Source organism: Synergistaceae bacterium, assembly GCA_017444345.1.
Taxonomy (GTDB): domain Bacteria; phylum Synergistota; class Synergistia; order Synergistales; family Aminobacteriaceae; genus JAFUXM01.
The window spans coordinates 1-14,603 of record JAFSWW010000023.1; the positions used below are offsets into that span (position 1 = coordinate 1).

14 protein-coding genes are annotated in these 14,603 nt (G+C 38.8%); 8 read left to right on the forward strand and 6 right to left on the reverse strand.

The annotated features are described in order from the left end of the window. The 6 genes from IJS99_01325 to IJS99_01350 all read right to left on the reverse strand — a co-directional run. Positions 1 to 1,001: NAD/NADP octopine/nopaline dehydrogenase family protein (locus IJS99_01325; protein MBQ7560461.1), on the reverse strand; the 1,001-nt coding region annotated here is incomplete at its 3' end. A 104-nt stretch (positions 1,002 to 1,105) separates the two neighbouring features. Continuing rightward, positions 1,106 to 1,939 (reverse strand): transporter substrate-binding domain-containing protein, encoded by an 834-nt coding sequence (locus IJS99_01330; GenBank protein ID MBQ7560462.1) that lies wholly within the window; start codon positions 1,937 to 1,939, stop codon positions 1,106 to 1,108. 15 nt (positions 1,940 to 1,954) lie between these two features. After that, positions 1,955 to 2,779, reverse strand: a complete 825-nt coding sequence (locus IJS99_01335; GenBank protein ID MBQ7560463.1) for a transporter substrate-binding domain-containing protein — start codon at positions 2,777 to 2,779, stop codon at positions 1,955 to 1,957. Positions 2,780 to 2,782: 3 nt separating this feature from the next. After that, positions 2,783 to 3,613 carry a transporter substrate-binding domain-containing protein gene (locus tag IJS99_01340; GenBank protein ID MBQ7560464.1) on the reverse strand — a complete coding sequence of 277 codons (831 nt, stop codon included), beginning with the start codon at positions 3,611 to 3,613 and terminating at the stop codon, positions 2,783 to 2,785. A 48-nt stretch (positions 3,614 to 3,661) separates the two neighbouring features. Then, positions 3,662 to 4,492 carry a transporter substrate-binding domain-containing protein gene (locus tag IJS99_01345; protein MBQ7560465.1) on the reverse strand — a complete coding sequence of 277 codons (831 nt, stop codon included), beginning with the start codon at positions 4,490 to 4,492 and terminating at the stop codon, positions 3,662 to 3,664. A gap of 35 nt (positions 4,493 to 4,527) precedes the next feature. Next, positions 4,528 to 5,313 carry a hypothetical protein gene (locus IJS99_01350; protein ID MBQ7560466.1) on the reverse strand — a complete coding sequence of 262 codons (786 nt, stop codon included), beginning with the start codon at positions 5,311 to 5,313 and terminating at the stop codon, positions 4,528 to 4,530. 213 nt (positions 5,314 to 5,526) lie between these two features. Here IJS99_01350 and IJS99_01355 point away from each other — a divergent pair, with 213 nt between their 5' ends. From IJS99_01355 to IJS99_01390, 8 genes are all read left to right on the forward strand, one after another. After that, positions 5,527 to 6,963 carry a radical SAM protein gene (locus IJS99_01355; GenBank protein MBQ7560467.1) on the forward strand — a complete coding sequence of 479 codons (1,437 nt, stop codon included), beginning with the start codon at positions 5,527 to 5,529 and terminating at the stop codon, positions 6,961 to 6,963. A 34-nt stretch (positions 6,964 to 6,997) separates the two neighbouring features. Then, positions 6,998 to 7,390 carry a hypothetical protein gene (locus tag IJS99_01360; protein ID MBQ7560468.1) on the forward strand — a complete coding sequence of 131 codons (393 nt, stop codon included), beginning with the start codon at positions 6,998 to 7,000 and terminating at the stop codon, positions 7,388 to 7,390. Between the two features lie 28 nt (positions 7,391 to 7,418). Beyond that, complete coding sequence (locus IJS99_01365; protein MBQ7560469.1) at positions 7,419 to 7,832, forward strand: Nif11 family protein; 414 nt, start codon at positions 7,419 to 7,421, stop codon at positions 7,830 to 7,832. Positions 7,833 to 7,952: 120 nt separating this feature from the next. After that, on the forward strand, positions 7,953 to 8,735 hold the full coding sequence (locus tag IJS99_01370; protein MBQ7560470.1) for a response regulator: 783 nt from the start codon (positions 7,953 to 7,955) through the stop codon (positions 8,733 to 8,735). A gap of 6 nt (positions 8,736 to 8,741) precedes the next feature. Further along, positions 8,742 to 9,221, forward strand: a complete 480-nt coding sequence (locus IJS99_01375) for a hypothetical protein (GenBank protein ID MBQ7560471.1) — start codon at positions 8,742 to 8,744, stop codon at positions 9,219 to 9,221. Positions 9,222 to 9,231: 10 nt separating this feature from the next. After that, positions 9,232 to 11,376 carry an ATP-binding cassette domain-containing protein gene (locus tag IJS99_01380; GenBank protein MBQ7560472.1) on the forward strand — a complete coding sequence of 715 codons (2,145 nt, stop codon included), beginning with the start codon at positions 9,232 to 9,234 and terminating at the stop codon, positions 11,374 to 11,376. A 114-nt stretch (positions 11,377 to 11,490) separates the two neighbouring features. Beyond that, positions 11,491 to 13,644: an ATP-binding cassette domain-containing protein gene (locus tag IJS99_01385; GenBank protein ID MBQ7560473.1), complete on the forward strand. Its 2,154-nt coding sequence runs from the start codon at positions 11,491 to 11,493 to the stop codon at positions 13,642 to 13,644. A gap of 21 nt (positions 13,645 to 13,665) precedes the next feature. Then, a complete protein-coding gene (locus IJS99_01390) occupies positions 13,666 to 14,598 on the forward strand; it encodes a GDP-L-fucose synthase (protein MBQ7560474.1) in 933 nt (310 codons plus the stop codon). The last annotated feature ends 5 nt before the right edge of the window (positions 14,599 to 14,603 follow it).

A 14,603-nucleotide genomic window follows, 5' to 3' on the forward strand; every position in this document is an offset into this window, starting at 1 on the left:
AAATTTCTATACCAGTCCATAGTGTTAAAAATTTCTTGAGCATTATAATTAATTATTCCTGCAATGCTCTCTATTATAGCAAGACCGAACGGAAAATCAGACGTGAAATATCTTGAGCTGAAATCAGGAATATAACCGCTATTAAATTTTATCATAGGAGAATATAATTTATTTAGGCTCGATATGCTTTTAATTTTGCGTGTTAATTCACTGGGCGTGCTGCTCTCGTAGTGAGTTCTTAGAGATTTTACTTCACAGAGATTTATATTTAATTTCTCGCTTAGAATTGCGCAAATTTCCTGTAACTCATTATCAAGCGCAAATAATAAACTTGATGACTCATCGTCCCAGCTGCCATAAAATAAAAAGTTTTCGGGATAAATAACGCCGTCATGATAATTCTTGAATAATACCCGCAATCTTGACGTGTGTAAAATCGGGTTGCTTGGAGTTAACGTTACATTTAAGTAATTCGGCAAAATATCACAGGGCATGTCAAAAATTTTCGAGATAAAATCAGCTATTTCCTTTGCGTGATAATTAGGAATTGAAGCAAGTTTTAATCTATCGCGCCTGCCTTGTACTCTGACTGAATGACCGTATTTAATAATTCTTGCGACTGCCGGAACTCTCTGCAGACCGAATAATACAGCACCCTTATTGACGCAATTAATAAATTGAAACTCAGCCCCGCCGGTTCCCGGAATAATTCCCAGATAAACGCCCGTTTTTATATAAGGTGAGATTAATTTGTCAAGTCCTCTGAAACATGAAGCCGGATGAGTTATAAATATAATTTCGCAATCCCTCAAAACTTGCGATATATTATCAGACGCTAGCGAAATTTGCCCGTAAATTATGCCCTCATCGCTTAGAGTTTCTATATTTTCGCGCCATTCTTGAGCCCTCGATGTGTAAATGCGAACGTCTACACCATTTGATGACAAGACAGCGGCAAAATAAGTCCCGATATTGCCACCGCCTATAATTGCTGCATTCATGTTATATAGCTCCCTTCTTATAATAAATAATAAAAAATTGCGGCTCTCGATAAATATTATATAATACCAAGACACCGCAAAAATTATTTATTCGCGAAAATTATTTATTTCTTGACGAGTGCTAATACTTCATTCCAGTCATAATAGGGCTCTGACAGCGTGATATTTTCCGGTACGTCAGCTTGTTGTGTAACGTCCTTCAATGCCTGAAACCAGAAAACTGTATCTACTCGGCCTGAAGCTAAAGCCGCGGCTCTTGCTCCTGCGTCAATGTTCACAAGCTCGATATTAATCTTTAAGCGTTTGCCTATTTCCGACAATACAGCCGTGTTAAAGCCTGCTGGTGTCCCGCTTTCTGAAATAAAATCTATTGGCGGCATGTCTCCTGTTACAGCTACTTTTATAGTTTTGTCGATATTGTCATAATGGGCAAATTTCACAGGTTCGGGGGCGTCAAGTCCTGCGTCTGCTATATATTTTTCCTGCAAAATTAAAATTGTCCCGTCCGCTTTCATTGATAATAGCGCGTCATTGAATTTATTGCGCAATTCGGGATTATCGCTCGCTCTAAATCCAAACGATAAATAAAAATTTCTGCTCATTCGGATTATACTTGAAATTCTATAAGCGTCATTCACGTTTAACACATAATCTGCAACGTCTTCAGGTAACTGAATTTCGCTCACTTCGCCGGAGTTCAGTGCCATTAACAGCGACATCAACGAATCATAATATATAAATGAGCTGTCCCCCGTTGAGAGGCCCGACGAAAATTTTTGATATATGCCTGATTGCTTGTTGTCATTAATTAATTTGCTTAATTCTTCCTGAGTTAGATTTAATTTTGCAAGCACGCCGATTTTATTACTTTCGCAATAAGCACAGCCAGCAAGCAAGACTACAAATATTAACGCACATAAAAATTTTTTGATATACATAATAACGACCTCGCTTTATTTATTTTTGCGCAACTCAAGTAAATATAACTCGTCATAATTATAATAAGGCTCAGAGAGAATTACGCCCTCAGGAACGTCCCAGCTTTGTTTTTCCTTTTCTCTTGACTGAAACCAGAAAACTAGATTTACACGGCCTGACACGAGCGCGGCGGCACGGGCTTTTGCGTCAATGCTGACTATTTCAAGATTTATTTTTGCAAGTTTCGCACATTCTGCTAACACGGCAATATTAAATCCGGCGGGGGCTCCGTCTTCTGCTGTATAATCAACAGGGGGCAAATCTCCAGTTACAGCGACTTTTATTGTGTCAGCACCGTCAAATTTTGCGAACTCTAGGGGCTTGAATTCTCCCGTTTCAGCTATATATTTTTCCTTCAAGACTGAAAGCCGGCCGCTATTCTTAAGTGTAAAAAGTGCATCATTAAATATTTTTCTCAACTTGCGCCCGTTCTCGTCATCATGAAAGCCGAATGAAAAATAATGCTCTCTCTTGAGCTTTACGATTGAATTCACCTGAAAATCTTTAGTGTTATTCAAGACATATTTTGCTACGTCTTCAGGTAAAATTACGCGGTCAATTTCTCCCTTGTTAAGTGCTAATAACATAGTGTTAAGCGAATCATAAAATTTATATTCACCGTTTAAAGCGTCATAATTCCTGTAGGCTTGAGACTTTGAGGCGGGAATTTGTGAATTAATTTTCTGCAAATCTTCAGGGGTCATATTTAATTTTGCAAGCTCGCCGATTTTGAGATTTTCAGCGTAAACACTCCCAGAAAATAACGCTATAAATATTAACGCAAATAAAAACTTTTTCATGATTTATTTATTCCTTAACTTGAGCGAATACATTTCAACCCAGCTATAATAAGGCTCTGACAAAATTATGCCCTCAGGAACGTCAATATTTCCGACCGGTATAGTCTGAAACCAGAAAACTACATTTACTCGGCCTGATACTAGGGCGGCGGCTCTTGCTGTTGAGTCTATGTTTATGAGTTCGATATTTATTTTTGCGAGCTTGGCACATTCGGCGAGTACTGCTGTGTTAAATCCTGCTGGTATTCCGTCTTCTGCTATAAAGTCAATGGGCGGCATGTCTCCGGTAACTGCTACTTTTATGATTTCTGCTCCGTCAAAACGCTCAAATTTTACCGGCTCGGGCTCAGAAAATCCCGGATCTGTTACGTATAATTCTTTGAGCATTGAAAGCCTGCCGCTGTTCTCAAGTGTGATTAATGCGTCATTGAATATAGATTTTAATTTGCGGCCCTGTTCGTCGTCCTTAAATCCAAATGATAAATAGTTCGGCACTATGTGATTAACTGCTGAAATCTCGAAAGCGTCATTATTTTTCACGACATAATTTGCTACGTCCTTAGGCAATAAAATCTCGTCGACTTCTCCCTTGTTAAGCGCTAATGTCAAAGTCGTTAATGAGTCATAGAATTTAGTAACTCGCTTGTCGGGTGCGGGCTGTTTCCTGAATTCAGCCTCTTGAAATTTTGCCGTAGGAATTCCTAGAACTAGTTTATCAAAGTCTTCAGGGGCAATATTTAATTTCGTGAGTTCACCGACACGCAAGACTTCAGCCGCAAAAACACAGCTCGATAATAACATAACTGCAAGTAAAGCAAATAAAAATTTTTTCATGTTTATATACCTCGTTTCAGAATAAAAATTTATATTATTATATATTAATCAGCGCGAGTGTTTAAGATTTACGTGCAAAAAAGTGTTCCAATTATAATATGGCTCAGACAAAATAATTCCCTCCGGTGCGTCTGCATTGTAAGTAAAATCTTTCGCAGTCTCATACCAGAATGCTACATCTGCACGGCCTGATATTAACGCTGCTGTCCGGCTTCCTGCGTTTACCTGCAAGATTTCTATATTGATTTTGAGACGCTGTGCTATTTCTGCGAGTAATGCCGTGTTAAATCCTGCTGGCTCACCGTCCGGGCCTATGTAGTCAATCGGGGGGAGGTCGCCGGTTACTGCTACACGTATTTTCTCGGCATTAGGAAATATAGGCAGCTTCACGGGTTTATAGTCTTCGGCGGCTATTATATATTGTGAAAGCAGGTTAGCAAGCGTTAAATCTTCTTCCATTGATTTAATTGCCTGATTGAATTTATTCGCCATACGCTGAGAAAGCATATCGCGCTTAAATCCAAATGCTAGGCTCATGGGATTATGTGAACGCGAGGCACAACAGACTTTATAATCAGGATTAACATTTACTAGATAACTTGCTGTCATTTCGGGTAATACCATCTCGTCAATTTCGTTAGCACTCAAGGCCATTTGCATAGATGACAGAGAATCATAAAATTTTACTCCGAACATTTCGTGATTGGGATTGAAAATTGACCAGTCATTTGCGCTGTTTGCTGTCTCAATTATGGATTTGAAATCTTCTTCTGTAGTGTTAAGGCGCGCTAAATAGCCCAGTCTCACAGAAAATATTACGGCACTATAAGCACTAAAGGCAATTAATACAAGTATTAAAGCAAGAAATATTTTTTTCACGATTTTATAGCCCCTTCTTAAAAATTTATATAATTCTACACTAATTCGCAAATTCCTTTAATGCCTAGTTCACATAAAAAATTTATTCGTTCCTGCGTGCTCATTCTCACAAATTCCGGCGTGTGCGTCCAGTTTTCGAGATTATTTGCGCACTTGACTGCTATTTTTGCGAGCTCGTTTATCTCTGTATTATTCAATTCTTCAGTGTATAAAGAAAACCGCCCCGCGTGAGTGCCGTCTATTCCCATGAAATGACAAAATATTTTCGCGCTATAACTGTTAAATGCCGCATAAATTCCCGTAAAATCCGCTATTAACTCATCATGTAAATTATTGCTCGCTGAGCCGTAAAATTTTTTCGTGTAATAGTGCGTCAGTTCGTGTTCTCGGCGTATTATCATGGATTTATCGCGCCACTCTTCAGGGGATAAATTGAGATAATCAGGCTCTGTGCTGCTGTAAAATTTTTTCGAGAGTGTCAGAAATCTCTGCTTTTGGCCGTAAATGAAACTTGCTCCCATTTGTGAGAGATTTTCAGGACGCGCGCCCTTGTAAAATAAATTCGTGATAAAGTTTTCGAAATCCTGTGCATTCTCAAAAATTATAACGGGTATACGTCCCGCAAATGAGCTGTATATTTCAATTATGATATTTTTCTCGTCAATGAAATTTACGGGCATTCTTGAGCATATGAAATTATTTATTATTTCGCTGGGATTAAAATTTTTTAGCCAGTTTTGCCACGTCATTATAAAATTTTCGTCGTCATTATTAATATTTTCGCGCTTTACAAATTTATTCGCAATGTAACTATTTAGCATTATTCCCGCTCCCTCCCTGCCTAGCGCAAGCGTCCACTATGCGCGCAAGCGCCCGGGGTATTCATAAAATTTTGTCAAGGCGTAAATGTTTCATAAAATTTTATCAGAGTAATAAATTTTTTCATAGTTTGCATTGTGTAAATATTTTGTGCTAAAATATTCCCGCGTTGTGAAAAAAAAATATTTTATTGAGCGATTTATGAAGGGGAATTAATGTATTACAAGCTAAACGAAAATTTTATATTGCGAGGTTATGAGAGACTGCCCTACGCTGTGATTAATACTCAAACGGGGGCGGCTAATTTTGTCGGGCCTGAAGTGTTTAACGCGCTTGAATTATGCAACGGCAAAATTGATGTCTCTATGCCTGTTATTCCTGAAAGTGTAAGAGAATATATCAAGCTCGCAGAAAACGCAGGAATTATCACGCCTTGTGAATATCCTTCAGATATAAATCATAATCAGGAGTATAAATTTTATCACGCGCGTTATATCCGTCATGCTCACTGGTCGATTACGGGCAAATGTAATTATCGCTGCAAGCATTGTTACATGTCTGCACCGGACGCGAAAATGGGCGAATTATCACACGATACTATTATGAATATCATTCAGCAATTAGGGGACTGCGGAATTATGAATGTCTCTCTAACAGGGGGCGAGCCGCTTGTCCGTGATGATTTTCTTGAGATTGTCGACGCTTTACTTGAACGAGATATTAATATCACTCAGATTTATTCAAACGGTGCTCTTGTGAACGAGAAATTATTGCGTGAACTTGACAAGAGAAATATTCACCCTGAATTTAACATGAGCTATGACGGGGCGGGCTGGCATGACTGGTTACGCGGCATTAACGGAGCTGAAAAAATTGTAGATGACGCGTTTAAATTATGCCGTGATATGGGATTTAAAACGGGTTCGGAAATGTGTTTACATCAACATAATAAGCATACTTTACGAGAAAGCATTAAACATTTAGGCTCGCTCGGTGTAAGCTCTCTAAAAGTTAATCCCGTCTCAAATACCGGTGAATGGGCAAAAAATAATTTTGGTCAGGCGATAAATTTCAAAGAATTATTTGCGCTGTATCTTGCTTACATTCCCGAATATTATCAAGACAATATGCCGTTAAGTATCATGCTGGGCGGGCTTTTTGCGGCTCGTATGAATGAACCTGACTATTTCGATATTCCCGTTTTCAAGCCTGATATTGACCCAGAAATTTTTTGCATTTGCGGACATGCTAGGCTCGTCATGTATATTTCACCTGAAGGCCGTATTTTGCCCTGTATGGCTCTTGCCGGCATGAGTGATAATATTCAAAATAAATTCCCGGTTATAACACAAAAAAGTTTGCCGGAATGCTTGAATAACTCGTTTTACATGAATTTTATTAATACTCGTGCGAGCGAATATCTTGCTTTAAATCAAATTTGCGAGAAATGCAAATATAGCCGTCATTGTTTCGGAGGATGCCGGGCTGATGCTTTAGAACATGACCCGAATAATTTCATGAGTAAATCCCCCGGAACTTGCGAAATTTTCAGGGGCGGCTGGGTCGATAAAGTAATTAAGACAGTGAAACAAATCAGGCCGAATGCTTATACACCAGCTTTTGACAGCGCATTATGGCAGGATTTGCGATAAATATTTTATTTTATGGAGGTTTATATTATTTATTATGAACGAGAAAGCTAGAAAATTTCTTGAAGAGGTCTCACAAAATCCCGAACTCAAAGCCGAATTAACTAAATCACTATCTGGAGACGGCGTTGTATTTGTACTCAAGAACGAGGCTCAAGCAAAGATAGCGGCTGAAGCACTTGCAAAGGTTGCACAGTCTCAAGGCTATGAACTCACAATTGACGACTTTGCAATCACAAAATTGTCATCACTCTCTGAAGACGAGCTAAAATCAGTTGCAGGCGGTATAGCTCTCGACGGTGCTAAAAACGGCTGTTCTTGTCCGCAAATGGGCTTTGGCAGTAATTTTAACGATGTGAGCAAGAGCTGCGGCTGTCCTTCTCTTGGCTTTGGCTATGATGACGGCAAACAATCGGCCAATATACTCTAAAAATTTTAGTTTATAGGACGTGTTATTTATGAACGAGAAAGCAAAAAAATTTTTTGAAGAAGTCTCGCAAAATCACGAACTCAAGGCAAAATTAACTCAAAAATGGGAAGAGGCCGCTAAACTGGGCAAAGACGAACAGATTAAGGCATCTACGGAAATCAGCGCGGAATTTGCCAAAGAACACGGCTTTGATTTATCCCCTGAAGATTTCAGCCCTGAAAAAATGTATTTATTATCTGAAGACGAGTTAAAGGCGGTTGCGGGCGGCGTTAATAATCAGGCTCGTACAGTTACTAGCACATGCTCATGTTCGGGCGGCAATGGTATAGGCAACACATGGGAGCTTTATTGTTTTTGTCCGAGTGCGGGCGACGGCTATAACACTACAAATAATCATTGGCGGTGCGGCTGTGCAGGCGGTAACGGTTTAGGCTTGGCATAAAAATTTTTTGTAAGAGTTTTTGTGCGTTAATAAAAATTTGCTCGTTTGAGGCTCATTTTGTGATAATATTAGCATTACAAAATTTTTCAAGTTTTTACACGAGAAAGAAAGGGGCTTCAAATGAGCTTTTTACTTGTTGATAATAACATAAATGACTTAAATAATTTGGCCGATATTCTTAAAAAAGTTGTTCCCGCTATGGAGCTTAAACTCGTTCAATCTGCTGAAGACGCTTTAAATCTGCAATCACTGAATTTTGACGCGGCATTTATTGAAATCGATTTAGAGCCTGATAAAATGAACGGTCTTGACTTGGCCGCAAAACTCAAAGCATTTCACAAAGATGTTCATATTATATTTATTACGAGAAATAAAAATTTTTACTCTGAGGCTTTCACAGTGCACGCAGATAATTATTTAATCAAGCCGGTTAATATCACGCAGATTAACAACGAAATTGATTACTTATCGCGTTATTATCCACTTCCATTGCGCACTAAGGGCAAAGTTTATATACAGACTTTCGGCGGCTTTAATATTTACGTTGACGGCGTTCTTGTTGAGTTCAAGCGTTCGAAAACTAAGGAGTTGCTTGCTTTGCTTGTTGACAGGAGGGGCGCGGCTGTTAATGTTCGTGAGGCTTGTGATCTGCTTTTCTCTGACAGGCCTTATAATACGGTCGTTAACGGCTATTATCATGTATTAGTGCATTCTTTAATACATACTTTTATGGATTATGGGATTGATAATATTTTAATCAGGCGAAAAAATTTTCTCGCAATAAAGCCGGCATTATTCGAGTGCGACGCCTATAATTTTCTCAAGGGCGACCCCTCCGCGGCTAAACAGTACAGAGGCGATTATTTAAGCTGTTACAAGTGGGCTCAACAAAATAAGGAGTGATTTATTTTGCCGAATATCCGCATTACTTCACCCGAACAAATTCATGATTATATACGCGTTACAAGTCCGGGCGTTTGGATAATTTTGAGCGCGATTATTGCATTTCTGACGGGGTTATTTATTTGGATATTTACCGGTTCGCTTGAGATTTCATTTAGTGCCCCGGTATACACAGAGGGGGGGATTTCGCGCGCTTTCTTGAAATATGACGACTTCTCAAGACTTAAAACTGGTATGCACACAAGAATTCATGAAAGCAAAATTACAGGCAAAATCATAAATCTTTCCCGCGATGTCCTTAATTATGAAGATATTATAAAATTTACCGGAGCTAATAATTTTCACTTGATGGGACTTGACGAACACGCTAATTTTTTGCAGGCCATTATTAAATTTAATCAGCAACAGCAACAGGAAATCCCCGAAATCACACAGGCCTCATTCATAATAGAGAATATCAAGCCGGTAAATTTTTTGTTGAAGTGAGATATTTATCATGAAAAATTTTGCGAAAGTTCCCGTTATAATGCAGTTAGAGGCCTTAGAATGCGGTGCGGCTTGTTTAGCTATGATACTCGCTTATTATGGCCGGTGGATACCCTTGGAGCAATTAAGGAGTGATTGCGGAGTTTCTCGTGACGGTTCGAATTTGCTTAACGTAACTAAGGCGGCTCAAAAATATAATTTGACGACTAAAGCATTTTCTCTTGATGCTGATACATTGCGCGATAAAGGCACATTCCCGGCTATAGTTTTCTGGGAGAATAATCATTTTGTTGTCGTGAATGGCTTTCACAAAGATAATGTCTCACTGAATGACCCAGCGCGAGGCCAAGTAACTATAAAGTTTGACGAGTTCAAGAATTCATATTCAAATATATGTTTATTGCTAAAACCTGACGAAAAATTTGAGAAGGGCGGCAAACCTGCTTCAATATTGGGATTTGCCCGTGATAAGCTGCGTGGAGCTTTCCGAATGTTTATGCTTGCTGTCTTGACTACTTTAATAACGTCTCTAACTGGTATATTATTACCTGCGTTTGATAGATTCTTTATTGACAATTTATTAACCGGCTTGCATTCTGAGTGGTCAAGAGGTTTCTTTATATTATTAGCTTGTGTTATGTTCGCTCAAATTCTTTCACTTGCTGTAAAATCAGTATTTTTCTTGAGACTTCAGGGCAAAATGACAGCCGGGTCTAATACTTCATTTTTGTGGCATGTCTTGAGATTGCCGCTTGAATTTTTTGAGCAGAGAATGGCCGGGGACTTGGCCGAACGCTATGTATATAATCAGGGAGTAGCCAGCGCACTAATTAACACTTTCACACCCCTAATGCTTGATAGTATAGTAATGATATTTAATTTATTTATCATGTTAAATTATAGTCCCATGCTAGCTTTAATCGGTATTTCAGCCGTAATAATAAATCTCTATCTCGCAAAAATAATATCAAATAAACGCATAAATATCACACGAGTACAAATGCGGGACATGGCCAATTTAGACAGCACGGCATTAATGGGAATAGACATGATAGAGACGATAAAGTCGAGCGGTGCGGAGGGGGGCTATTTCTCAAGATGGGCGGGCTTTGCGGCGAATGTAGCGGCGTGTCTGGTAAAATTTGACAAATTAAATCAGACGCTCGGACAGCTCCCGGCACTCTTAAACATGTTAGCGAGCAACATAATATTATTTCTTGGCATAAGGCTTATAATTTCCGGTCAATGGACAATCGGGCTTATAAGCGCGTTTAACGGGTATTTATTATCATTCTCACGACCTGCGCAATTATTAATCGGTGCGGGCCAGCAGTTACAGGAAATGCGTACACGTATGGAGCGCGTGCAGGACGTTTTCAAGTATCCTGTTGACGTTGAATATAATTATAATTTGCCTGATACTGAACTCAAGAAATTAACGGGCTTAGTCGAAATCAAGAATATAACATTTGGATATAATAAATTGTCTGACCCTGTAATCAAAAATTTTTCTTTGAGAGTGAACGCCGGAGAAAGTGTTGCGATAGTCGGGCCTTCAGGTTGCGGCAAGTCAACAATAGCGAAATTGCTTACAGGTTTATATAAAGTCTGGGACGGTCAGATTTTATATGACGGCTTAGAAATAGCGCAGATAAATAGAAATATATTCACCGGCTCAGTAGCATGTGTAAATCAAGATATTACGTTATTTGAAGATAGTATTGCTAATAATATACGCATGTGGGATAAATCAATAGAAGATTTTGACATAATATTATCAGCTAGAGACGCTCAAATCCATGACGAAATCATAAACAGGGACGGGGACTATTCGGGCGAAGTACAGGAGGGCGGTAAAAACTTTTCAGGCGGTCAGCGTCAAAGATTGGAAATCGCGGCTTCACTAGCTTTTGACCCTACTATAATAATACTTGACGAGGCCACGAGCGCACTAGACACCCGCACCGAGAATGAATTAATGCAGGCAGTAAACGCACGGGGAATTACGCGGATAATTATTTCACATAGACTGTCAATAATACGGGACTGCGACGAAATAATAGTCATGAAGGACGGCCAAATCTTAGACACTGGAACGCATGACGAGTTAATAAAACGTTGTGAATATTACGCGGCATTAATCATAAATGAATAGTTTTGAGAGGTCGCTACGCTTGCTAAAGGTCCGCAACATTCTTTATAGCTCGCGGGAGAATTTCCTGCGGGCTGCATATTTTATCATTCAACACTATGAAGGGGGTAAATATCATTGTCAGGCTATTTTGACGAACAGATAAGAACGCGCATAAATTCAGACATAAACGCATTCAATAACGCATTCAGTGAAATATCGGAAGCAATAACGGGGCAGAAATTATTCACACAGTCAAATAATTCACTGGACGCATTAAGCGAGATAGCAAATTATTATAACTTACCTGAAGACGCAATAAAATCAGATTTTGCAAGCAATCAAGATATAACAGAAATTTTTGACGCGAACAAAATAATGTATCGTGATGTAATATTAACGCATAACTGGTATAAGGACGCTTCAGGAATATATTTAGCGCAGTTAAAGGACGGCTCATATATAGCGTTAATCCCTGATTATCGGGGCTATTATTATAAAGATTACGAGACGGGTAAAAGAATACGCATAAACTCACGCACTCAGGAAAATATAAATAGAGAGGCTGTATGTTTTTATAAGAATTTACCGGCTGAAAGAATGAGCATAAAAGATTTAATAATATTTGCGTTAAGAAGTCTAGCAATATCTGATATAATCTCGATAGCGTTAATAACTTTGCTTGTAACATGTATATCAATGACGACGCCGTATTTACTGCAGTTAGTATATTCGCAGATAATATATAGTAATAATATTCAAAGTGTGATAGCGATATTTATATTTATAATTTCAGCGGGAATATCTACAAATTTATTTAATATCGCTAAAAATCTAGCATTATCCCGAATAAATACGAAAATGGACACGAGCGTAAATGCCGCTGTCATGATGAGAGTTATAAACTTGCCCGCCGAATTCTTTAAAGATTACTCATCGGGAGAACTCGCAAAACGAGCCAATTCCGCCAGCATCTTATGTAAAACATTTTCGACTGTGATATTTTCGCTGTTATTGACGGCGTTAATGAGCTTGATATATTTGCGACAGATATTTATATTTACACCTGTATTAGTCATGCCTGCATTATTAATAGTGAGCTTGTTATTTCTTGCTTCAGTAATATTGACATACGGGCATTCAGTAATATTAAGGCGTTCGACGGAAATAGACGCAAAAGAATATGGGTTAATATATGCGCTTATAACAGGAATACAGAAAATAAAATTAACTGGTTCAGAGAGACGGGCATTTGCGAAATGGGCAGACTTGAATAAACGTTCAGCAAAATTAATATATAATCCGCCTTTGTTGCTGAAATTAACGGGAGCTATACAGCCTGCAATAACTTTAATAGGGACGTTCATATTATATTATAGTGCGTTGAATTCGGGAGTTAGTCCGGAAAATTACATGGCATTCATGGCCTCATACGGTTTATTATCGGGGGCGTTTACAGCATTAAGCAGTGCGGCACTCTCAATCGCGAATATACAGCCATTAGTAGATTTAATCAAGCCTATATTACAAGCCGAGCCGGAAATTTCGCACGGTAAAAAATTAAATCGCGTCTTGGGCAATATAGAATTAAATAATGTCAAATTCAGGTATTCGCAAAAAACGCCGTTAATACTCGATAAATTTTCGCTTAAGATTAAACACGGGGAATATTTAGCAATAGTAGGCAAGAGCGGGGCGGGAAAATCTACGCTTGTGAGATTATTATTAGGCTTTGAACGTCCGGAAAACGGAGTAATATATTATGACAATCACGATTTGAAGACTTTAGACATGAAATCATTGCGAAAAAATATCGGTTGTGTCATGCAGAACAGCAAATTATTTCCGGGCAGTATATTTTCGAACATAATAATTTCAGCGCCTAATTTGACGGAAGACGACGCATGGGAAGCCGCAAGAATGGCCGGTATCGCTGAAGATATAGACAAAATGCCCATGAAGATGCAGACTATGATAAGCGAGGGAGCTAATACTTTATCAGGCGGTCAGAGACAAAGAATTATAATCGCCCGCGCAATTGCACCCAGACCGAAAATTTTATTATTTGACGAGGCAACAAGCGCGCTAGATAATTTAACGCAAAAAATAGTAGCGAACTCACTGGAGAAATTAAATTGTACGAGAATAATAATAGCTCATAGGCTTTCAACTGTGAAGAACTGCGATAGAATAATAGTACTTAACGAGGGCCGAATTTCAGAAAGCGGCAAATATGACGAATTAATGAATAAACACGGGCTATTTTATGAACTCGTACAGCGTCAAATATAATTAGGAGCGTGAAAAATTTTCATGGATAAGAATTCAAAAATTTATGTAGCAGGACATCGCGGCATGGTAGGTTCTGCAATAATGCGCGAATTAACTAGACAGGGCTATAATAACATAATAACCCGCACACACACAGAACTTGATTTAACGCGTCAAAATGAAGTCGAAAAATTTTTTGCGAGTGAACGGCCTGAATATGTTTTCTTAGCGGCGGCCAAAGTCGGAGGAATTGCGGCAAATTCTGAAGCACTGGCAGATTTCATGTATATAAATATGATTTTAGAGATGAACGTAATTCATGCGGCTTTCATGAATAACTGCAAAAAATTAGAGTTTCTAGGCTCGTCATGCATATATCCCCGATTAGCGCAGCAACCCATCAAAGAAGAGTATTTATTAACGGGCTCACTTGAGAAGACTAACGAGGCTTATGCATTGGCGAAAATTTCAGGCTTGAAATACTGCGAATTCCTGAACAAGCAATATAACACGGATTATATATCAGTAATGCCCTGTAACTTATACGGCCTAAATGATAATTATCACCCCGAACACAGTCATGTTTTACCCGCCTTAATACGCCGTTTTCACGAGGCAAAAATAAATAATTTATCAAGTGTAACATGCTGGGGCGACGGGAGCCCGTTGCGAGAATTCTTATATGTTGATGACTTGGCCGAACTTTGTGTATTTCTCATGAATAATTATTCCGGAAATGAGATAGTCAACGCAGGCAGCGGCAAGGAAATCAGCATAAAAGATTTAACGCATTTAGTAGCTGAAGTAGTAGGCTATCAGGGCCAAATTTTATGGGATAAGTCAAAGCCGAACGGAACGCCGCGCAAATTAATGGATGTGAGTAAAGCTCAAAAAATGGGCTGGCATGACAAAACGAGCTTACGAGACGGCATTAAATTATCATATGAAGATTTCAAACGCAAATTTCGTGAATGAGCGAG